The organism is Edaphobacter lichenicola (assembly GCF_014201315.1).
Lineage (GTDB): Bacteria > Acidobacteriota > Terriglobia > Terriglobales > Acidobacteriaceae > Edaphobacter > Edaphobacter lichenicola_B.
In genome coordinates this window covers 515,328-534,743 of record NZ_JACHDY010000001.1, presented here as the reverse complement: position 1 = coordinate 534,743, position 19,416 = coordinate 515,328, and the positions used below count along the sequence as shown (strand labels likewise).

Annotated in this window: 17 protein-coding genes; 5 read left to right on the top strand and 12 right to left on the bottom strand. The window is 57.9% G+C overall.

Annotated elements, in window-relative coordinates; all coding sequences use genetic code 11:
* Positions 1-121: 121 nt before the first annotated feature.
* Entirely contained in the window at positions 122-1,096 is a 975-nt protein-coding gene (locus HDF09_RS21055) for an NHL repeat-containing protein (RefSeq protein ID WP_183760835.1), read from the top strand.
* A 96-nt stretch (positions 1,097-1,192) separates the two neighbouring features.
* Here HDF09_RS21055 and HDF09_RS02240 read toward each other — a convergent pair whose 3' ends face one another.
* The 7 genes from HDF09_RS02240 to HDF09_RS02210 form a co-directional block, all read right to left on the bottom strand.
* Positions 1,193-1,729 (bottom strand): cupin domain-containing protein, encoded by a 537-nt coding sequence (locus tag HDF09_RS02240; RefSeq protein WP_183760832.1) that lies wholly within the window; start codon positions 1,727-1,729, stop codon positions 1,193-1,195.
* Positions 1,730-1,854: 125 nt separating this feature from the next.
* Positions 1,855-2,550: an SDR family NAD(P)-dependent oxidoreductase gene (locus tag HDF09_RS02235; RefSeq protein ID WP_183760828.1), complete on the bottom strand. Its 696-nt coding sequence runs from the start codon at positions 2,548-2,550 to the stop codon at positions 1,855-1,857.
* Between the two features lie 615 nt (positions 2,551-3,165).
* Positions 3,166-3,915, bottom strand: a complete 750-nt coding sequence (locus tag HDF09_RS02230; protein ID WP_183760825.1) for an SDR family NAD(P)-dependent oxidoreductase — start codon at positions 3,913-3,915, stop codon at positions 3,166-3,168.
* Positions 3,916-4,006: 91 nt separating this feature from the next.
* The gene (locus tag HDF09_RS02225) at positions 4,007-4,306 is read right to left on the bottom strand and encodes a winged helix-turn-helix domain-containing protein (RefSeq protein ID WP_183760822.1); all 300 of its coding nucleotides are present in this window, start codon (positions 4,304-4,306) and stop codon (positions 4,007-4,009) included.
* A 111-nt stretch (positions 4,307-4,417) separates the two neighbouring features.
* Positions 4,418-5,074: a hypothetical protein gene (locus HDF09_RS02220; RefSeq protein ID WP_183760819.1), complete on the bottom strand. Its 657-nt coding sequence runs from the start codon at positions 5,072-5,074 to the stop codon at positions 4,418-4,420.
* Between the two features lie 185 nt (positions 5,075-5,259).
* A complete protein-coding gene (gene htpG / locus HDF09_RS02215; protein ID WP_183760815.1) occupies positions 5,260-7,125 on the bottom strand; it encodes a molecular chaperone HtpG in 1,866 nt (621 codons plus the stop codon).
* 98 nt (positions 7,126-7,223) lie between these two features.
* The gene (locus HDF09_RS02210; RefSeq protein WP_183760813.1) at positions 7,224-9,023 is read right to left on the bottom strand and encodes a tetratricopeptide repeat protein; all 1,800 of its coding nucleotides are present in this window, start codon (positions 9,021-9,023) and stop codon (positions 7,224-7,226) included.
* A gap of 289 nt (positions 9,024-9,312) precedes the next feature.
* Here HDF09_RS02210 and HDF09_RS02205 point away from each other — a divergent pair, with 289 nt between their 5' ends.
* The 3 genes from HDF09_RS02205 (at position 9,313) to HDF09_RS02195 (ending at position 11,625) form a co-directional block, all read left to right on the top strand.
* Positions 9,313-9,909, top strand: coding sequence for a hypothetical protein (locus HDF09_RS02205; RefSeq protein WP_183760811.1), 597 nt, complete (start codon positions 9,313-9,315; stop codon positions 9,907-9,909).
* Positions 9,910-10,177: 268 nt separating this feature from the next.
* Positions 10,178-10,900 (top strand): orotidine-5'-phosphate decarboxylase, encoded by a 723-nt coding sequence (gene pyrF, locus HDF09_RS02200; RefSeq protein ID WP_183760809.1) that lies wholly within the window; start codon positions 10,178-10,180, stop codon positions 10,898-10,900.
* 155 nt (positions 10,901-11,055) lie between these two features.
* Positions 11,056-11,625 carry a PEP-CTERM sorting domain-containing protein gene (locus tag HDF09_RS02195; RefSeq protein ID WP_183760807.1) on the top strand — a complete coding sequence of 190 codons (570 nt, stop codon included), beginning with the start codon at positions 11,056-11,058 and terminating at the stop codon, positions 11,623-11,625.
* 34 nt (positions 11,626-11,659) lie between these two features.
* Here HDF09_RS02195 and HDF09_RS02190 read toward each other — a convergent pair whose 3' ends face one another.
* A complete protein-coding gene (locus HDF09_RS02190; protein WP_183760805.1) occupies positions 11,660-12,448 on the bottom strand; it encodes a hypothetical protein in 789 nt (262 codons plus the stop codon).
* A gap of 621 nt (positions 12,449-13,069) precedes the next feature.
* On the opposite strand from HDF09_RS02190, the gene HDF09_RS02185 reads away from it, so the two are divergent.
* On the top strand, positions 13,070-15,013 hold the full coding sequence (locus HDF09_RS02185; protein WP_183760803.1) for a sulfatase-like hydrolase/transferase: 1,944 nt from the start codon (positions 13,070-13,072) through the stop codon (positions 15,011-15,013).
* A 635-nt stretch (positions 15,014-15,648) separates the two neighbouring features.
* Here HDF09_RS02185 and HDF09_RS02180 read toward each other — a convergent pair.
* The 4 genes from HDF09_RS02180 to HDF09_RS02165 all read right to left on the bottom strand — a co-directional run bounded on the left by HDF09_RS02180 (position 15,649) and on the right by HDF09_RS02165 (position 19,409).
* Positions 15,649-16,557: a dimethylarginine dimethylaminohydrolase family protein gene (locus HDF09_RS02180; protein ID WP_183760801.1), complete on the bottom strand. Its 909-nt coding sequence runs from the start codon at positions 16,555-16,557 to the stop codon at positions 15,649-15,651.
* Between the two features lie 217 nt (positions 16,558-16,774).
* Positions 16,775-16,954, bottom strand: coding sequence for an Rcat domain-containing protein (locus tag HDF09_RS02175; protein ID WP_020713649.1), 180 nt, complete (start codon positions 16,952-16,954; stop codon positions 16,775-16,777).
* A gap of 199 nt (positions 16,955-17,153) precedes the next feature.
* Positions 17,154-18,284, bottom strand: a complete 1,131-nt coding sequence (locus tag HDF09_RS02170) for a hypothetical protein (protein WP_183760799.1) — start codon at positions 18,282-18,284, stop codon at positions 17,154-17,156.
* Between the two features lie 138 nt (positions 18,285-18,422).
* Entirely contained in the window at positions 18,423-19,409 is a 987-nt protein-coding gene (locus HDF09_RS02165) for a CPBP family intramembrane glutamic endopeptidase (protein ID WP_260180872.1), read from the bottom strand.
* Positions 19,410-19,416: the final 7 nt, after the last annotated feature.

Sequence of the window (19,416 nt, the reverse complement as noted above, 5' to 3'; positions counted from 1 at the left end):
CATGCCCGGTCCAATTGCGCGGGTCGTAATTGTCACCGCAGCTTGCCTGTTGGCTGAAGAGCCGCACGGTATCGCGCGCCGGTTCTGACGATGCAGCGATCGCGTTCGGGAGGACAGAACCGTGTGGTGGATCAGCTATCGGGGTGAATCGAAGCACGGTGTCAACAACATCGACGTCTTCGAGGACGACGGCTCCCCGCGCAAGATACATCCCCTGCTCCTCGATCCCTATGCCGCCGAGCCGCTGCACATTGCGCGCGGCTTCGCCTTGGTGGGCGACGACCTCTACATCGCGAACGCGTGGCGCAAGGATAGCCACATCGCACGCTACCACCGGCACGGCGACTCCTTCCGCTTCGAGGAGGTGCTGGCGAAGACCGAGCAGGTTGCAGCGATGGTGCACCCCTTCGACGTGGATCTGGGCGACGATGGTCGCATCTACATCTCCTGTCAGGACACCAACACCGTAGTGTCGCTTGTGCCCCAGACCCGCCAGCCCGCACCCGTGGCCGAGCACCTGCGCATGCGCTATCCCGACGGGAAGTTCCTCCCCGGCACGCTCGTCGCGTCCAGCCAGGGAAGGCTGCCCGGGTACGGTGACCGCACGCCGCTCGATGTGCCATCGCCTCTCGGCCTTAGCGTCGTGCTCGACGAGCAAGGCAAACCACGGCGCTCGGTGCGCGGCATCGTCGTGCACCGCAAGCATCTGTATGTGGCGGACGAAGCCGGCGACGCCGTGAAGGTCTTTCTGGTGGAGTCCGGCGAGTTGATGGCCCACATCACCGAGCACGCGCTCAAGGCGCCCGTGCACCTGCTCCTGCTCGGCGAGACGCTCTACATCGGCGCCGCGGGCACCGGCAGCATCCTCGCGCTGGACCTGACCTCCACACCGCCGAGCGGCAAGCTCAAGGCGCGCGTGGTAATCGACGGAAAACTCGATACCCCCTCCGGCTTTGCCATCGGGCCCGACGGCGATCTCTACGTCGCCGAGCGAAAGAAGCAGCGGGTGCTGCGCTTTTCCCCCGAGGGAAAGAAAAAGGGGACGTTCATGGAAGGCCTTCCGGACATGCCGGAGTTCCTCGTCTACGTTCCCTGAGAGATCCCAAAGGCTGTTACATTCTCTCCCTCGCATAGAACGATGCCAGGCGAGCACCGGTCAACTATCAAGCCGGTGCTACGCCTTGAGTCGGCCCTACTTCGCTTCTCTGAGCAGTTCGGTTCGGTACTTCGGAGCCAGTTCAATTGCCTTCTTGAGGAACGCCGCTTCCTGTGCTGCATCGAGCCTGGGAGGCGGTGTGGTACGCGTCGCAACCACTGCTCCCAACTCTTTGAAGAACTCCTCCTGGCCTGCCGGCGAGCAGATGCAGAGCATCCTCACCGGCTTCGACGAGGCATTATGAAACTGGTGAGGAGCGTTCGCTGGAATGTGAATCGTCTCTCCAGCGCGCACCGTCCGCTTCTCCCCTCGGAAGGTCGCCTCGAGTTCCCCGTCGAGAAGAGTAAAGCTCTCCTCGAAATCATGCCGATGCGGGGGAGGCCCGCCTCCGGGAGGAACATGCATATCGATCAGAGTGAATCGACCTGCAGTATCTGCTCCAGACAGCAGGATCGTGTAGGTGTCGCCCACGACCCCGAGATGCTGGGCACCGCTGTTATCCGGGTTTCGAACCACCAGATTCCGCCGCGTGTCGTCGGCCGGAATCGCTACCGTGTTGGATATCGTAGACATCTTCTCCTCCTTGTTTAGAAATTACGTTTTGAAATTACGGATTGCGTTGTGTAAACCTGATCAACGTGATCTCCACATACGTACACGTGAATACCAGTTCCGTTTTCATACGCCGGAGGCAGAGCTTAGCCGATGCGGTACTGACCACCATCAACCACAATTGCCTGCCCGGCAGCATCATCGCTTGTCAAAAACAAAATCGCACCTGAGACGTCCTCCGGCTCCCCCATACGCTTGATGGCCTGCTGTTCCCAGGTGGCGCGCTTTTGCTCATCCGATTGAGGCGCAGTTGCCAGAGTATTGATCAGACCGGGCAAGACCGCGTTCGCGGTAATGCCGTCGTTTGCAACGTCGTTCGCCAAACCTCTCATGAACCCGATGATTCCCATCTTTGAAGCGATGTAGTGGCTCATACCGGGTATCGCTAAGCCGACCATGTTTGACGATATGCCGACAAAGCGGCCCCACTTCTTCTTTCTCATCGCGGGTAAGAAGTACTTCGCGCTCAGGAAGTGCGAGTCGAGATTAGTAGCCATCGTCCTTCGCCACGTCGGCAGATCGAGTTCCTCGATAAGGCGGTTCGGGAAATAACCCGCGTTGTTCACGACGATATCCACCTCGCCAACCTCCAGGCTCTTGACGTATGCCGAACGCCAATCCGCTTCCTGAGTCACATCAAGTTGAAGCGAGGTTGCCGTCAGGCCAATCTTCCTTGCGGTTTCGTGCGGCGGTTTGAGATCGGTCGCAATCACCCGCGCGCCTCGTTCTGCCAATGCCAGTGCGATCGCGTGGCCGATGCCTTGGCCGGCGCCGGTGACCAACGCTACGTGCCCCTCGTGTGTTCTTTATTGGAGTTTTCATCTTGCCGTGCCCTCCTGATTCCGTCGCAGGTCGTCGGCCGGAATCGCTGCCGTGTTTGATTTCGTAGACATCTTCTCCTCCTTGTCTTCAAATTACGTTTTTGTGAATCTAACCAACGTGATTTCCACATGCGTACAGGTGAATCTGAGTTCCGTCGGCCAATATCGGGATGATCTGCCGGTCTCGCGACGAGAAGATCATCCCAACTAAGGTCATCGGCTGGCTGCTTGTCGGGGAGCGCAAGCCCAGCGCCCATTTTGCTTGCCTCACTCTTATCTGGTGCTCACTACCGGGCGGCCTGCGGGGGCATTGAGATGTGCTCCTGCACGATCGCCAACACACCGCTCTCGTTAAACGTGCCTTTCAGGATGTCTCACTCGAGGAGCAGCGACAGATGGTAGAAGTGCTCAAGAGAATCGCAAGACGCGCCGAAGAATTGGGCGAACAAGAGGGCCACCGTTAGGATCGTCTCTTCAACTTAGTTAGGTGCTCAGTGCAGGGCCCCCACCTGCAAACAAAAAAAAGCGCTCCGAGCTTCATTTCGAAGCCCGAAGCGCCCACCTTCAGCAACTCTCTTACCGCATCCCACCCGCAACCTGCAGCAGCGAACCGGTCACCCACTTGGCATCGTCCGAAGCCAGGAATGCAACCACGGTGGACACATCATTCGGCTGTCCGATACGGCCGAGCGGCGTGCTCTGCAGCATCTGCTTTTCAAAATCGCTTCCCTCAACCCCAGCCGACTTGAAGCCCTCCGTTACCACGGGCCCGGGGTTTACCGAGTTCACCCGAATCTTCTTCGGCCCCAGCTCCTTCGCAAACACGCGCGTAATCGCATCCACCGCGCCCTTCGTGCCGCTGTACGTCGCCGACATCGGTGGCGTCTGGTCACTCGCAACCGATCCAATATTGATCACGCTGCCGCCCTCTGCCGGAAACAGAGCCACACCAGCCCTGGTCGCGAGCAACAATCCCTTCACATTGATGCCCAGCATCCGGTCGATCGACTCCTCCGTAATCCCCTCCAGCGGAGCGAACTCATACACCCCGGCATTGTTCACCAGAATATCGACCCTGCCATAAGCCTTCTTCGTCGCAGCAAAGAGCGCGTCAATCTCCGCAGCCTTCGCCACGCTGCCGCCCACGGCAATCGCCTTTCCACCGGCCTTCACAATCTCTGCGACGACCTTATCGGCGCCCTCTTTGCTCGACGCGTAGTTCACCACGACAGACGCGCCCTGCGCCGCCAACTCCTTCGCAATCTCAGCGCCAATACCCTTCGACGCGCCAGTTACAACCGCTATCTTCCCTGCAAGCTTTCCCATCTCAAATCTCCTTATTTCGATATCTATCGAACAGTGTCGCTATCAAATAGATGCGGAGAAGGTCCAACCCGATTCGTCATTTACCAAAAATCTAAATAGAGGAAAGCCGTCTGACGTAAGCATCGAGCACCCGCCGGCACAGAGAGAGATTCGCGCCTCGGCCAACGCGTTTTATCTCAAGCAACCCCGCCTCGCTCAACTCCTTCATATGGTGGGACACCGTCGCCGGACTGATCGACTCATGCTCCCGCAGCGCGCTGCACTCCATCCCCTCGCAGGCCCCCACCTGCTGCAGAATGGCAACCCGGCGCGGATCACTCAGGGCACGAGCGATCGCCTGAAACTGATCCTCCGACAAGGTCACCTCCGCGCTCGGATTCTTCTTCTTCATACTTTAAACAGATGTCCCCTATAGTCGTTCGATGCAAGAAGGTCATTCGATGCAACGCCACTCCATACCGCAGCGGGCCGGAGCATCCCGAGACTCCGGCCCGCCACACCTCTACTGCTCCTGCAACAGATCGACTACGTTTGCGATGAAGTAAGTCAGCGGGTCATACACCACAACATATCCATCGTAGTAGCCCATGTTGTACCCCGGCGGTGGTGGCGGCAGATACCCATACACATTCGGAGGCAGCGCCGTGATGTAAGGAATGTAAGCGTACGGAAAGAATCCGCCAATCACAAACCGAGGCCGCGTTGCGATGTTGATGTACCCAAGATTCCGCCTGTAGTAGTTGTGCAGGTATCCCCAGTCGTTTCTCCTGAAGCTATACGACGGACGCTGTTGCGGCGGACGTCCCCACTGCGGCGGTCGCCCACTCGGAGGCCGCGGTCGACTCGGATTCGGCCGAGGCGGTGGACGACTCGGAGTAGGCCGCGGCGGAGGACGATTATTATTTCCCCCTCCAGGATTCCCTCCCCCGGGCGGACGTGTGTTTCCACCCCCCGGAGGCCGTCCTCCACCAGGATTTCCTCCACCCGGCGGACGCGTATTGCCTCCACCTCCACCTGGGTTCCCTCCCCCGGGCTTCTCGCCTCCCGACTGTCCACCCCCAGGCGCCGGACGCGTCTGTGGAGCCTGCGGAACTGCCGCATAAGAGATGGAGAACGCAAACAAAACCAGCAAGCTGAAAAGAGTCCTGCGAGACAGCATCAACCCTCCAGTTCTAAAAACACAGTAAAGAGACCCTAGCCCTTCTCAAGACCTAAGGCAAAAAAAAATCCTCACCCAAGCCAGTCAATCCCCAATGCAATAAAACGCCCCGTCCATCACTCCCGCGCTTCGCCAAAAACGCAATGGCGCAGCGGCTGCACACCCCACAGCCGCTACGAGAGCCTCTAGACAGAAAGATTCAAAACGCGATTAAGCCGCTGCACAAACGCCGCAGGATCCTGAATCGTCACACCCTCCATCAGCAGAGCCTGATCAAACAGCAGCCACGCCGCATCCTGCGCCACCGAATCATCCGACCGCGCCAGCAGCTTCTTCACAATCTCATGATCCGGATTGATCTCCAGCGTAGGCTTCAGCGCAGGAAGATCCTTCTGCCCCATCGCCCGCATCATCTGCTGCATCTTCAGCGACGGCTCCTCCTCGTCCGACACAATGCACGAAGGACTATCCGCAAGCCGCACCGAGGCCCGCACATCCTTCACCCGATCCCCCAGCGTCTTCTTCAGCATCTCGATCAGCGGCTTCAGGCTCTCGCTCTTATCCGCCTCATCCTCGCTCTTCAGATCCTCGCTGGTAGAAGATTTATTCACCGCCTTCATGTCGATCTCGCCATACTTCTCGACGCCGGAGAAGATCACCTCATCGAAGTCATCATCAAGAATCAGAACTTCAACGTCCTTCTTCTTATAAATCTCCAGCAGCGGCGAGGTCCGCAGCAGCGACTCCGCCCCACCCGTAATGTAGTAGATGCTCTTCTGGTCTTCCTTCATCCGCGATTTCACCTCCGCAAGACTCGTCAGCCCCTCCACCTTGGTCGACTTGAACCGCACCAGCTCCAGCAGCGTCTCGCGATTCGCATAGTCCCCGTACAGCCCCTCCTTCAACGGACGGTTGTACTCCGCAATAAACTTCAGATACTCCTCCGGCTGATTCGCTGCAATGTTCTTCAGCTCAGAGAGAATCTTCTTCACGCTGGCCGTGCGAATCGTCGTCAGCATTTTATTCTGCTGCAAAATCTCGCGGCTCACATTCAGCGGAAGATCTTCGCTGTCGATAATTCCACGCACAAATCGCAGGTACTGCGGCAGAAGCTCCTTCGCATCATCCATGATGAAGACGCGCTTCACATAAAGCTTCACCCCGACCTTGTACTCCGCGTTATACAAATCAAGCGGAGCCTTCGCAGGAATATAAAACAGCGTTGTGTACTCCAGGCTCCCCTCTGCCTTTGTATGGAACCAGAACAGAGGATCATCCCACCCGCCCGACACCGACTTATAAAGCTCCTTGTAGTCCTCATCCGTCAACTCGCTCTTCGGTCGCCGCCACAATGCACTCGCCGCATTCACCTGCTCCGTTGTGCGAACCTTATCCGACTTCTTCTCCGCCTCATTCCACTCACTCTTGTCGTAGGTGAGAAAGATAGGAAACGCAATGTGGTTCGAGTACTTCTTAACAATCTCCTGCAGCCGCCAGCTATTCGCGTACTGGGCACCCTCGTCATTGAAGTGAATTACCAGCGTAGTCCCGGCAACGTCACGCTCGGCAGGCTCAACATCAAATCCAGTCTTGCCGTCGCTCACCCACCGCCACGCCTGCTCCTCCCCAGCCTTGCGCGACACAACCTCGACCTTATCCGCCACCATGAACACGCTGTAGAACCCAACGCCGAACTGCCCGATCAGATTCGAATCCTTCTTCGCATCTCCCGAAAGCTGCGACAGAAAGTTCTTCGTACCCGACCGCGCAATCGTACCCAGGTTCGAAGTCAGATCCTCCTCATTCATCCCGATGCCGGTATCACTGATCGTAAGAGTCTTCTTCTCCTCGTCCAGGTCCAGGTCGATCCGCGGATTGAACGGCAGCGCCTTATAAGCCTCGTCCGTCAGCGTCAGATGGCGAAGCTTATCCAACGCATCGGACGAGTTCGACACCAGTTCACGAAGAAAGATCTCAGGGTGAGAGTAAAGCGAGTGGATGATCAGTTGCAGCAGCTGACTAACTTCAGTTTGAAATTCACGTTTCGACATAGACCTCTATTATCGACAAAATCAAAACTAAAGACGAGAACCCCAGCCACGAAGGCAGATCGGTTCTATTACTCCTTTATTCGCCTTATCGAGTGGACTTAGCCAAGCCCCACCCGACGAACCAACTCAGCGAACCTGGGGTCCCCTCGAATCGGGTCAAAATATGGATGGGTTTTGAGGAACTGCAGGATATTCGATTGTTCCCTGTACGCTTGTTCGAGCCAGTAGAAGGCCTGTTCGTTATCTCCGAGGCCGAGATAGGCGTTCACGAAAGCACCCGCGGGAACGTAGCCGTTCTTCTTGCGCTGTTTAAGTTCCTCGAGGAGCCGGACCGCATCGCTGCGCCGCCCCGCATGAGCGTACGCTCTGATCAGCACGCCCATGACAGCAGGACTCCCCGGTGAGAGAGTGTGTGCCTTTTCCAACACTGGAATTGCGTCTCCCGGCTGATTGTTGGCGATCAGCGCAAATCCCAGGCCCAGAAGATTGTTCGCATTCTCTGGCTGAACGGCCAACGCGCTGCGCGACTCGCGAATGGCATCCTCGTACCGGTGTGACTGGAAAGCAATCCACGATATGCTACCACCAGAGACCCCAACCGGATCCAATGCCCGGGCCTGCTCTATCCAGGCCGCCGCTTCGTTCGTACGTCCCTGGCATAGCAGCCACAAAGCAAACTCCGCGTGGGCTTCGGCGTCGTTAGGGTTCAACTCGAGAGCGCGTTTGTACTCGGTCTCGGCTTCGGTCCAGTGCCACTCCTCCTGCAGGACATTTGCCAACAATACGTGAGCTTCAACGAGAGCAGGGTCTAGTGCTAGGGCACGTCGGGCGAAGCTCTTCACCTTTGGCCGCGTCGTCTCCGGAGGGGCTCCGGCAAAGACTGTTCCAAGCCTGGTGTAGGCCTTGGCAAGTCCCAGGTAAGCTGGGGCAAAGCTCGAATCCCTCTTTAGAGCGTCCTCGAAATCACGAATGCTTTGCTCAACGCCGGTTATGTTTCCCTGTTCTAAGACAAATCTCCCTTTCAAATAGCTCTCATACACCTCAGGCGCAACAGGTCGTGCAGAGATGAGCCGGCTGTGCTCCTCCCCGCTCACCGTTACCTCCACTTTTTCCGCAATGGATCGCGCTAATTCGCTCTCAAGAGGAAGCACGTCTCGCATCTCGCGGTCATAGGTCTCTGACCAGAAGTGCTCGTCGGTAGAGCCGCGAATCAGCTGGGCCGTAACGCGAATACGATCCCCTTCTTTTATGACAGAGCCTTCGACAACAGCGTCCACACCAAGTGCCTTCGCGATCTCCGGGGTAGAAAGCTGCGGATCTCTGAAGCGAATCACGGACGTGTGAGAGGTCACATGCAGATCGTGGATGTTTGACAGGCGTCCAGTGAGAGCTTCGGTGATACCGTCGGCCAGGTAATCCTGCGCAGTATCCCCTGACAGATTCCGCAGAGGCAGCACAGCCAGCGAACGAATCCTGGACTCAGGCGTATCTTTCGGCTCAACCTTAACCGTCGCGCGATGCCGGAGCACGAGCCACGCAGCAGCCGACAGGAACAGGCAAAGGACGACAGCCAAAGCAACCCAGTGGCGGCCTCTCCACACCGGCATCGCGTCATCACCGTTCGCCTCTGCCTGGGGTATCTCCTCCTCAGGCTCTTTGTCAGACTCGTCCGCACGCCGGCTTCGACTCAGAATCCACCCGTCGAGTTCTTCGCTTAGAGCATAGACGGAGCCGCGCTTGTCATGCACATGCCGATGAACCGGCATCCCCTCTCGCTTCTCCCAGCGCTGAACCGTCGTCACATCGCGATTCAGATAGGTCGCGATCTCCTTCCACGAATCGAGGCGCTTTTCCGCTGGCTTCTCTACTGGCGGGATTTCATACGACGGCTCACCCATAGAGATCTCCAGAGCAATTCAGCGTATCGCAGCGAGAAACGTTATCGCAGGGAGGCGAGCTAATTGTAATCCTGTCAGCCGGCACCGCAAAAGACGGCATTTGACGGCATGTAGCCGTTCCGCGTCTTGCTGCTTGACCCAACAGTGCAGCGTACTCGATGGTGTCACCAATCAGGCGCGAAGTCGCTGAAGTTTTGGCTCACTTTCATCGATTCCCAGGCAGTTCGCTCTTTGGGCGTTCTACGAATTTTCGGTGACTCAGGCGTCAATTCCAAACTGGAGATCCTTCATGAAAATCAAAACCCTCACTTCGGCGGTGCGCATGCTCTCCCTCTTTGTGCTGGTTTCAGCTACCTGCACTTGGGCCCAGGAGCGCGAGCAGCTGCACTTCAAAGGCTTAATCAACGATTACTCCCCCTCAACGGTCAAAGGCGGCCCTTGGGAGATGCATGGTCAATGGGCATTCGACATTCACGGTGAATCCGACTTCGCCGACTTCGCAGCAGACATGACAATGTCCGACTATGCGATCACAGCAGGTACACCAGATGCGACCGCGGGCGGACAGAACGCTCACACGCACCACATCCGGTTGACCAACGTCAGGGTCATCTGGAACATGATTGGCTGCCCCACCTTCAGCCCTGCCACCACTAGAGGCTTTCAGATCACCAGCACGGTAAACCTGATCACGGGGAATGGAAGCAACGCCCTCTTCGAGCCCAAACCGCCTGCAACGATGCTACAGGTTTGCATCACTGGAGGAGCGGAGGTCCCATACTCGAACATGACGATGGTCTTCACGGGGCCTGCAACCTCGCACTTCGGACCACAGGCTATCCACGGCGTCGTGCGTAAGTTGTTAGCCGACGACGGAGGCCACTGAGCAACGGCCACTCTACAGTATCAACGAGTGCCCACATCTCGACCTTTGAGATGTAGGCCGTCTGCGGGTGCCCCATTCATGCAGCTTCATCGCATGAGTGGGCATTCGAGCAAAGCTCGAACCGCTCCTTCTAGCCGCAAATCTCGACGCTGAGATGTGGGCCTTCGAACACCCAGCGCGAACCTCTTCGCCAATCAAACCCACGCACCAAGCGCCGCACTCAGCTTTTCTCCACCCATCTGTCGCCGCAAGAAGTTAAACTAACCTCATGCCCGACCCAAAAGCTCGCCTGGCAGTAGCCCTCGACTACCCCGACGCCCAGCAAGCCCTTAAACTAGTCGACACTCTCGGCCACACCTGCCAATGGTTCAAGGTCGGCATGGAGCTCTACTACGCCGCCGGCACTACCGTCGTCCGCGAACTCCGCGACCGCGGCTTCGACGTCTTCCTCGACCTCAAACTCCACGACATCCCCAACACCGTAGCCGGTGCCGTCCGCTCCGCCACACAAGCCGGAGCCGGCCTCCTCACCCTCCACGCCAGCGGAGGAGCCGCCATGATGGCCGCAGCAGCCGAAGCCGCTCGCGCCCCCGGCTCCCCCCGACTCCTCGCCGTCACCGTCCTCACCAGCATGGACGCCGCACAACTCGCAGGCACAGGCATCACCGCCTCCCCCGCAGACCAGGTCCTTCGCCTCGCCAGGCTCGCCACCCAATCCGGCATAGACGGCTTCGTCTGCTCCGCCGAAGAGGTAGCCGCCGTCCGCACAGCCACCGGCCCCGACACCCTCCTCGTAATCCCCGGAATCCGCCCCGCAGGCACCGCCATCGGGGACCAGAAGCGCATCGCCACCCCCGCCCAGGCCATCGCCGCAGGAGCCTCCATGCTCGTCGTAGGCCGCCCCATCACTCAGGCCCCAAACCCCGCCGCCGCCGCCCAAGCCATCCTCGACGAAATCGCCCAAGCCGAAGCCCCCCAGAAAAATAGCTAAAAATCGAAGCCGGGTGCCCCATTCATGCAGCTTCATCGCATGAGTGGGCATTCGAGCGAACCTCGAACCGCTCCCTCCGCCCCGCAAATTCACTTGACGCCCCCCAGACCAAGGCGCACCCTTATCCCACTCAAATTTCGAGAAGGGATCCACTCATGCGCAAAACTCTCTTCGCCCTTGCCCTCCTTGCCTCTGCCTTGTCCATCCCCCTAACCGCTCACGCCGACACCATCGACCAGCTCGCCTTCAACTTCCCCCACATCTCCGACGGCTTCACAGGCATCATCACCATCGACCTTCCCGCCTCCCCTCAACCCTACCTGGGCGGCTTTTTGGGCTCATGCCCCCCGGACTACTGCATCACCGCTCTCGGCCAGTCCGGCTCCGAAAACCTCCTCGTCCATTTCATCCAGCTATCGCCCACCGAAATGTTAGTCGGGTACGCCTTTTACCAGTCTGGCCCTATTCCCCCAAGCAGGGCCTTCACCCAGATCTTGTTACCGCTTCTCTTCACCGGTCCCGTTGACGCTCCCACCTTTCTCACCGGAACCTTCGACGGCCTGTACGAAACCGACATCCCATTTCTCCCACCTTACCCCGGCACCCTCACCATCGAACCTCTCACCAACTCAACCGTTCCCGAACCCTCCTCCTTCGCCCTGATGGCAACCGGAATCCTCGGAGCAATCACCATACTCCGGCACCGCAGATCCAGAACGAGCTAAGGCCGGCTGCCCCACCCCAAAAAAATCGGGCGACTTAGAGCGGGGTGTCCGGAAAGATGAGTGTCCGCCACATGTGCGCGACGGGGCTATTGTCGTACCCGAGCCCTTCCTTCGGTTGTTTGAAGTGACGACCGATGATGTCGATGAACGGATCTATCGACACCTTCATTGCCGGATCGAAAGCGTAGAGGTCGTGCACAGTGATCATGCGCGCGTCCATGTATGACTTGTGGTTGCGGGCATACTCGTAGGCTTGCTTGATGTAGGGGGGCGGCACATAGTCCTTGCCGAAGATCTGGTTGTACATCTCTGGGTACTCATAGCCGACCGACGGATCCGGGTAGAAGCGTAAGGCTTGGTGATAGCGGATGCCCCAACTGATCTTCTCCGAGACGTAGGGCTCCATCATCTGCGCACCCCACCACCCGTGATCAACCTTGATCAGGTTGAGCACAACATCATGAAGAAGGCAGGCGAGGATCAATTCCTCTCTCTCGCCTTTTTTCATAGCATCAGTCGCGCTCTGCAAGACATGCTTCGCGGTCGCTGGCGCGAACCGGTACTTAAAGAAATCGACCAATGTCGGCTTCTCCGGCATCGGCTCCAGCTTCGTCAGCACCGCCGGTGCCTTGCCACTCGGCAGGGGCCCGCCGAACAATAGTCCCGTGCCGAGACGAACCTTTAGCTCGTCCTTGGTGGTCTCCGCGTCGAGGTTTTCTATCATGTGGTGTTCAAGTGCCTCGGCGAGCGCCTCGGAGTGCATGGCTTTGATAGCGGCGGCCGTTCCGAGGGTCGCAAGGAAGGCTCGACGATCGATTTGCATGAGGGCATCCTCCTGTTGCCAAGGAGCCTACTGCCAAAGCTCACGGGTTTCAACGGGAATTTCAACCCTTCGCGTTCTTGCGAAGAGTGGCGATTTACGAATCTTTATGCTCGGGCACCACTCATGGTCCAACTTACGACCTGTTATCGCCACTGAGATCAGGCAGCGATAAGCATGCCAAGGTGGCAAGTTGTTCAACGAACGGTCGTTGACCTCTGAAACGTAGTTCGCACAAGACAGACGATGTTCATTCGATCTTTACCGAGTATTGCATTGACCCCTCTTGGCACCCGGCGTAAAATCGGCCCGTCGCGTAAGTGATCTTCCCTCGCGACTCTCGTCGGCCCTGGTCCCCCAAGAATCTATTGACCCCCTGAATCCCCCAGGAATCCACCGGCTCCCTGATTCATTCCACTAAACCGGCGCCTCATCGAGAGCCCTCATCCGCTCTCGAGAGCTGTTTGCATGGTGCATCAGCTAAAGGGGCTCTGGAACAAATTCAGGTCAACCATTGTGTCTCGGTTATCTCCCTACGTGGGTTGCTATTTCGGCTTCGGACTTCTCCGAAGTTCACTCTCAGCAGCAACGAATTTCGAATTTCATCCATTGGAGAAAATACATATGAAGCGCAGAGACTTCCTGAAAACCACCGCTGCCGTCGCAGGCGCCAGTGTCGCCAGTCGTCTTGGTTTCTCTCAAAACATCACCGAACCGGGAGCGAAACCTAACGTTATCTTCATCCTTGTCGACGAGCTGCGTTGGCCCTCCGTCTTCCCCATTGGCGTCAACAGCGCCGAAGAATACTTCAAGCGCTTCATGCCGAACCTCTACAAGCACATCTGGAAGCGCGGCGTAAAGTTCTCCAACTACCACACCGCGGCCTGCGCTTGCACGCCGGCTCGCGGCACGATCATCACCGGCCTCTACTCCCATCAGAGCTGGCTCATCGGCACTATCACTACGAATCCCAAAGTTCCTGTCCTCAATCCTGCATTTCCTACCTTCGGCAAGCTCCTTCAGTCAGCCGGCTATACCACGCCATACTTCGGCAAGTGGCACGTCTCCGTCGCCAGCGGCCCCAAGGACACCCTCGTCCCCTACGGATTCGCCTGGAACAGCCCACCCGACCCGACCGGGTACAACCTGCAGGGAACCTACGGCGACCAAACTCCCCCCGCGCCCGGCCAAGACCCAGCGATCCCTCCCCCCTACAACAACGACGCCTACACCACCGGTCAGGCCATCGCCTACCTGCAGAACGTCAAGACCACCGATGCCCCGTGGTTTCTGACTGTCGGTTATGTCAACCCGCACGATCGCGAGTTCTTCCCCGCCGGCACCGAGTTTCTCACCTACACCAACCTCTTCGCGAACTACAACAAAAACCACCCAAACGCCCCACTCAATCAGAACCAGGACTACACGAACAGTCCGCCGATCGTGAACTGGAACACCAATAAGCTCAAATCTCCACCGCCCTTCGGCAATCCCATCCTTCCGACCAACTGGCAGGACCCCGGTAACTATGCTGCAACCGGCAAACCCACTACCCATGCCTACTTTCAGAAGATTTCAGCGATGGTCTGGGGAGATATCGCCACGAACCCGTTTCAGTTGGGATTCAAGGTCGTTCCTTACCCTGACGGACCCGACGGAAGCACCGGCTTCGGCATAGGCAACGCACCGTTCCACTACTGGCAGCGCGGCCTGGACAGCTATAACCAGATCACCAAGATCATCGATGAAGAGATCGGCGACCTCCTTGATCAGCTCCACAACCTGCCGCAGAGCATCATCGACAACACCATCATCATCTTCGCCTCGGACCACGGTGAGTACAACGGCGCCCACGGCTTCGTTCAGGGCAAAATCGGCACCGTCTATGACGAGGCCACCCACATCCCCCTCATCGTCATGGATCCCAGCGGCCGTTTCACAGGCGACACCAACACCATCCGCACCGGCCTCTGCTCCTCCGTCGACCTGCTGAATATGTTCGTCACCCTCGGCCACAAGGGCGACACAACCTGGCTAACGAAGCATCCCTATGACCAGATCTACACCAACCGGCACGACATGTACTCCATGCTCAAGTCGCGCTGGGCCCCCGGCCGGGACTACCTCCTCTTCGCCACTGACGAGATCGCTCCCGGCTTCTTCAACTTCAACGGAGCCCCAACCAACATCCTCTCCCTCACCACCTGCGAGACCAAGGTGGGTGCCTACTACGACTGGTTGCCCCTATCCACCCGGATCGACCCCACCAGCGTACAGCTCGAGTTCTACGACTACTCCACCAAAGCCGGTCAGCTCGAGCTCTTCAGCCACCCCCGCGACCCCCGTGCCCAGGAGGGCTACGACGCGCTCGTCAACAACTATCTTCCCAATGAGCTAGCCGCGCATCTGCCCGGCAATCCCCTCGATCCCAACTCGCTGCGCTTCCAGCAGATCAAGTCGGAGATCGCCCACGTCGCATTCCGCGACTTAATCAAGAACGAATCCCAGTCCACCTGGCGAACGGGCGACGGATTGCGCCAGTTCCTCGGCTACGGCGGGCAATTCTAACCAATCGGCCGAACCGCAAACTCGAGGGAGGCGCTCATTCCGCGTCTCCCTCTTTCTTCTGTTCAACACCTCACGCCTTTTCGTAGCCAGCCTCCGGATGGCTCGCAAATTTCACGAAGCCCGCTGACGTCTTTACGTCCCGATTGCGGGGTGCCCCATTCATGCAGCTTCATCGTATGAGTGGGCCCTCGAGCGATTGCCGGGTGCCGGGCGCCCCATTCATGCAGCTTCATCGTATGAGTGGGCCCTCGAGCAAAGCTCGAACCGCTCCCTCTTGGCCGCAAGTCTCGATTGAGAGGTAGGTCTTTGCGCCCCACCCAAATTTTGACGCACGCAAAACAATCGGGTGCCCCATCCTTCGCGCTCTTGCGAAGAGTGGGATGTAGGATCTCAATCGATAGGCAGGTTTGGTTAGATGGCGGGTGGAGCGTCCAAATAAAAATCAAAAAAAGTTCGAAAAGTTGGCGCATTTTTAGCAGCCAAAAAGATCGCTGCTAAAACACCACATCCACCACACAAAACATCACAGCTTCACCACCAAAACACCACGCGAAAAGAGGCGCTTTTCTGGAAAAACCCCAGAAAAAACGCCTCTCCACCACACCCCAAAAAAATCATCCACGAAAAACGAAATACTAGAGCGCCGACTCGATCCGAGCATCCCCCAGAGCCAGTGCCGAATCGCTCAACCGCAGAGCCAGCGCCTTCGCCGACCCGCCCCCACGCTGGAACTCGCCCAGAGGCATCTCGGTCACATCGAAACCCCGCTCCATCAATCGTTTAGCCAGATTCGTCTCCACCGCCCCTAGCAAAACATCCCGCCCCACGTTGATCACATTGCAGCCAAACTGCGTAGCCTCTAACTCGCTGACAACAATTCGCTTATCCACTCCATATGCCGAATGGATCTTCTCGAGCGAAGCCGCATCGAAGGCGCTCGGAAAGTAAAGCAGATACTCCCCGCTAAGTGGCGCAAAACAAAGGTCCAAATGATAAAACCGCGGATCCACCAGATGCAGCGAAGTCACCCGCGTATGCCACGCATCCCCCAGATGCCGGTGGCTATGCCTGCAGGTCCGAACCCCGTGCGCCGCCCACAGATGCCCGCCATTAGCGTCAAAGAGCGCATCCCCCTCGCCTTCGAAGCAAGTCTCCCGCGGCGTCTCCCACAGCAGAAAACCCGCGTCCTGCAACCACTTTCGCAGATGTCCCTCCTCCGTCTGCCGCTGCGGATGAGCAAAACTCGACACCGCCGCCAGCCCATGCTGCACCACCGCCGCATGCGCCACAAACACCATATCCGGCGCCCCTTCCCGAGCATGCAGCAAGCGAACGTCCGCCACCCGCTGCAGCTGCCGGTACAGGTTCTTCCACTGCATAAACGCAGTATCCCGCGACGGTTGATGCAGATTCCCCGCCATCCACGGGTTGATCACGTAGTCCACGTCATAAAACTCAGGCGGACACATCAGAAACGTGGGGCGAGTGAAGTGCGGAAGAGGCGCAAACACAGAGGAGGTCAGTGCAGAGCTGCTGGTCATCATAAAAACGGGGTTCCTACTTTCCAGCGTCGAGTCTGCCCGTCTGAAGCAACAATCGTCAAGTCTCTGCCGGTAAATTATCTGTACAACTTTGGTGCATAACCCTCAACGAAATCCAGCTCATGCCCAGACACTCACAAGACACACAAAAGAAAGGCCCACACACGACAAAGAGCCCACGCGGGGCTCCTTATCCTGTGGCATCTTGGTTGAATCTCGCTTAGAGTTTCTCGAAGAAATCGCACGCTGAGCAGGAGATATACACTCCGCCAGGAGTACCGCGCTCGCGGTCCTTCACGCGCTTCACAATGCGAGTTGGTTTGGAGCACTTCGGACAATCCGTGCTCTTGTTAGTATCCATGACCTTCTTACGGTCGCCGGTCTTGGCAATCTTCGCCATAATTCTTGCTCTCCCTAATACGAACGTTACAAATCTCTCGGCCCACGCATTGGATATTTCGATCGGCTAGACCCGCGCGGGCAAGCAGAATCTCATCATCCGGTGCTTCTCGTAAAGATTGTCCGGGACGAACCACGGCGGGAATCGGAGGAGAAGAACTGCGATTGAAGCTCTCCTATAAGTCTACACGACCACAGCCTTAACGTGGCTGCTCAGCCAGTGCAAGGTTGTTCGAAGGCGGCTGTGCCGGCGATGCAGGCGCAGACGCTCCGCTCTTGTTGTCCTTCTTGTCGTCGGGAAATTGAACCTTATTGTCGGTGCGGCCCGCGGACGCCGCCTCACCCGGCTTGAGCAACGTCGGCGGCGCATTCGTCTTCTCAGTTCCATCAGCGGCCTTATCTCCCATCGCGACCTCACGCGCCGGCTCGCCGGAGTTGTAGCCAGCCATCTCATCCTTGTCATGTATCTCGATCGGCTTGCCCAGCGCCGCAATCTCCACGACCGTCACGCGGTCCCCTACAAACCGCACAAATCGAATGGTCTGTGGCACGTGGCCATAGATCCACTCCTCGTATCGCCCACCACTCGGATCTCCGCTCGGCTGGTCCCGCATCTTGTTCTCTGGTGCTCCCAGCGCCGCCAGCACCATCCGATGGTTCATCCCCACCAGAACTTCATGCGCAGCAATCGCCTCTTTCAACACAGGCGGCAGAGTGTCCGCATAGGCCTGCTCAGAGGTCTTCACTCCAAAATCGATCACCGGCTCCAGCAACGCCTTTACCTCCGGCGCGGAGATCTCCGGAACATGCCCCTCAAAGATCAGCGTAATTCGCGACCCTGAGGCCCTATCCTGGTTCGTCCGCGCAACCGGCGCGTCATTGATCTGAACATGACTCAAAAACCGATGCTTCACATACGGACCGCCGTTGAGGTCCAGCACAATCCGATCCGGCTTGATCTCCAAAGAGGTAATGATGACGCGGTCCCCGAGCGCCGCAGCTTCACCCTTTTGATATATCAACTTTTTGTAATCCGCCCCACCGGGACTGATCGGCCCATTCGCTCGCAGCATCACACTCGCGCTCACCGGCAGCGCACGATGAGCAAAGCCTTGCTCCGCCTCAAGATTCCGGACCAGCTCACGACGCCCACGCTCGGTCATAGGGGTATCTGGCAACGAGACATGCGTAGGGGAGAAATCCGTTGAGATATCAGCGGTCGCAGTGCCCTCCCCAACCACAAAGACCTGACTATGAGCCGTCTTCAGGGACAGCGACGACAGCGCCAGACTACCCAGCAGGAGAGCCGATCTGTAGTGAAAAAGTGCCATCGAAGCACCTCAGATACACACCAGCTTGCGCCTTCTCTTCCCCTTTTGACAAGAGCCGGTTTACGAATTTTGATCAGACCACAGGGAAGCAGGGTTAGAGTCCCAAAATCAAAACAATAGCGCCTCAATCCCACCCGTCTAGAGCTTCGGCTCCTCGCCAACCGAACGCGCCTGCGGAGTAACCGGAAGAATCTGAACCAGGGAGGCCGCCGCCGGTTTTGCCTCCTGCTCCATCGCCGCATGCGCCGGCGGTGGCTGAACCTCAATCGCATAGCCACCTGCAATAATCGGCTTGTGGGTGTAATCCCATGCATAGTCTCGAGTAATACGGATCAGAACGACAACAGCGATCAGCAAAACGAAAACAGAGAAAACCGCCCCCTCGGGTCCGTAGTTCCCTCCCGTCAGCCACAGAGGCCCGAAGGCCCGCGTCTGCACCACGCTGGCGAAGTCACTGATTCCGCTGATTGGAAGGCCAAACAGAATGCCGATGCTGGCGTTCCAGGCAAAGTGAAGTCCCCAGGGTAACCACAATCCGTGGGTCCGCAGCCACGCCACCGACAGCAGCAGACCGGCCAGCATCGTCACAAAAACGCTGGTCCAGGTAGCCCCCGGGTTCAGTGCGTGTCCCAGCCCAAAGAGAAGAGACATTCCAATGGTCGCCGCTACTGGTCCAATCGCTTCAATCAGACGCCGAAAGGGGTAGCCGCGAAATGCCACCTCCTCGGCCAGCGCCGCGATCCCAAGAGTTACAAGATTCAATAACAGCAGCCAGATCGCCCGCGCCTGCAACCACAGCTGGACATCCAACTTTCCCGTCAGCGTCATCGGAAGAATGGCCAGAACCACGCAACCCCAGCCAACAGCGACCCCGAGGGTCCACTCCCGCCGCGATGTCGACCGCATTGGAAGGCCCAGAACCTCCCGAAGCGAAGAGTGTCGATGCGCAATCGCCTGCAGAATCGAAAACCCGACCGCCAGCAAAAAGAGAAGAAAGAGTGCCGCAAGCAGCGGCCTTTCCGCGTCAAGGCCGAATCGCTCCGAAAGACCGCGCGCCGAACGTCCCGCCAGAATGTCCGAAGCCACAAACCAGGTCGCAGATGTTACGAAGAGCGCCAGTTGCAAGGTGCGC

What these genes read in the sequence shown, in the direction of transcription:
- HDF09_RS02210 (WP_183760813.1), bottom strand. Translation starts at nt 9,023, where the DNA reads ATGGGTGAGCCGTCGTATGAAATCCCGCCAGTAGAGAAGCCAGCGGAA.
- HDF09_RS02230 (WP_183760825.1), bottom strand. Translation starts at nt 3,915, where the DNA reads ATGGGAAAGCTTGCAGGGAAGATAGCGGTTGTAACTGGCGCGTCGAAG.
- HDF09_RS02185 (WP_183760803.1), top strand. Translation starts at nt 13,070, where the DNA reads ATGAAGCGCAGAGACTTCCTGAAAACCACCGCTGCCGTCGCAGGCGCC.
- htpG (WP_183760815.1), bottom strand. Translation starts at nt 7,125, where the DNA reads ATGTCGAAACGTGAATTTCAAACTGAAGTTAGTCAGCTGCTGCAACTG.
- HDF09_RS02225 (WP_183760822.1), bottom strand. Translation starts at nt 4,306, where the DNA reads ATGAAGAAGAAGAATCCGAGCGCGGAGGTGACCTTGTCGGAGGATCAG.
- HDF09_RS02170 (WP_183760799.1), bottom strand. Translation starts at nt 18,284, where the DNA reads ATGGCACTTTTTCACTACAGATCGGCTCTCCTGCTGGGTAGTCTGGCG.
- HDF09_RS02220 (WP_183760819.1), bottom strand. Translation starts at nt 5,074, where the DNA reads ATGCTGTCTCGCAGGACTCTTTTCAGCTTGCTGGTTTTGTTTGCGTTC.
- HDF09_RS02195 (WP_183760807.1), top strand. Translation starts at nt 11,056, where the DNA reads ATGCGCAAAACTCTCTTCGCCCTTGCCCTCCTTGCCTCTGCCTTGTCC.
- HDF09_RS02180 (WP_183760801.1), bottom strand. Translation starts at nt 16,557, where the DNA reads ATGATGACCAGCAGCTCTGCACTGACCTCCTCTGTGTTTGCGCCTCTT.
- HDF09_RS02240 (WP_183760832.1), bottom strand. Translation starts at nt 1,729, where the DNA reads ATGTCTACGATATCCAACACGGTAGCGATTCCGGCCGACGACACGCGG.
- HDF09_RS02190 (WP_183760805.1), bottom strand. Translation starts at nt 12,448, where the DNA reads ATGCAAATCGATCGTCGAGCCTTCCTTGCGACCCTCGGAACGGCCGCC.
- pyrF (WP_183760809.1), top strand. Translation starts at nt 10,178, where the DNA reads ATGCCCGACCCAAAAGCTCGCCTGGCAGTAGCCCTCGACTACCCCGAC.
- HDF09_RS02205 (WP_183760811.1), top strand. Translation starts at nt 9,313, where the DNA reads ATGAAAATCAAAACCCTCACTTCGGCGGTGCGCATGCTCTCCCTCTTT.
- HDF09_RS02175 (WP_020713649.1), bottom strand. Translation starts at nt 16,954, where the DNA reads ATGGCGAAGATTGCCAAGACCGGCGACCGTAAGAAGGTCATGGATACT.